Source organism: Bacillus sp. mrc49 (assembly GCF_002803435.1).
Genome location: NZ_PHNG01000145.1, coordinates 1 through 951, shown reverse-complemented (window position 1 = coordinate 951; position 951 = coordinate 1). Strand labels below are relative to the sequence as shown.

Sequence of the window (951 nt, the reverse complement as noted above, 5' to 3'; positions counted from 1 at the left end):
TACAAACTTTCCTATCCTCCATGTTTAAAAACGAATTATCCGCGGAGGATGCAAATTGGATGCTCGGGGAAGTAACGAGAATGCCTGAATCTATTGCCAGCAGCATTCTATTCGACCAATCAATCGTTGATTATCGTGAATTCCTGCCCCAAATTACCGTTCCCACGCTTCTTTGTTTTGGAAGGGAGGAAAAAGTGATTCCTGTTGCTGCAGGGGAGCATTTGCATGAACATATCCCGGATTCCCAACTCGTAATCTTCGAAGATAGCTGCCATTGTCCTTTTTTGGAAGAAAGCGATTTATTTAACAAAACCGTCGATGACTTTATTCAAAAAGGAATAGGAAGGGCTGGAGGATAAGCATTTTCCCCGTTTCCGATGGCTAAGAAATTCGGGGGTGCGAAAGGAAGCGTATCGCTAAGCGGGATTTTCGCACCTTCCGTAACGATCAGGAGCTGATTACAGCGGTGGAAGGCAAAAGTAAAAGGAACGGTCCGGTTCAATGCCGAACACGATCCTTGAAAGTGGTATCTAAAGTTCACTTTTAACAGTGGGCCATTATCATTCGGCAATGCTGGATGGAGCGGATTCCTGCCCATATTCATTAACAGCTGTGACATAGTAATGAGCTTTTGAGGCATTATTATCTACATAACTTTTACGTTCGTACTCTGAGATGCTTCCAATGTGCGTAAATGTCCCTCCAGGCACTTTTTTGTATATCCGGTAGCCAATAATATTTCCTTCTCGTACGGCATACCAGGATAACAAATCACCGCTTATTTTTACATTCGTTGGCGCATCTGGCAGCTTCGCTTCATTTTCAAGCTGCATCGCTTGTTCTTCCTTTAATTCTGCATATACGACCAATCGTTCTTGATGCGTGCCTTTTGATCGGTCGAAGGTGCCTGTGCAAGTAATTAAGTTCAAATGGCGCCCTTTGCTATATCCG

General features: G+C 43.8%; 1 protein-coding gene and 1 pseudogene. One reads left to right on the top strand and one right to left on the bottom strand.

Annotated elements, in window-relative coordinates; genetic code table 11:
• A partial coding sequence (locus tag CVN76_RS01000) for an alpha/beta fold hydrolase (RefSeq protein WP_157805406.1) occupies positions 1–359 on the top strand: 359 nt, incomplete at its 5' end.
• Between the two features lie 201 nt (positions 360–560).
• Here CVN76_RS01000 and CVN76_RS00995 read toward each other — a convergent pair.
• Positions 561–951: pseudogene (locus CVN76_RS00995) on the bottom strand (class F sortase); the annotation flags it as partial.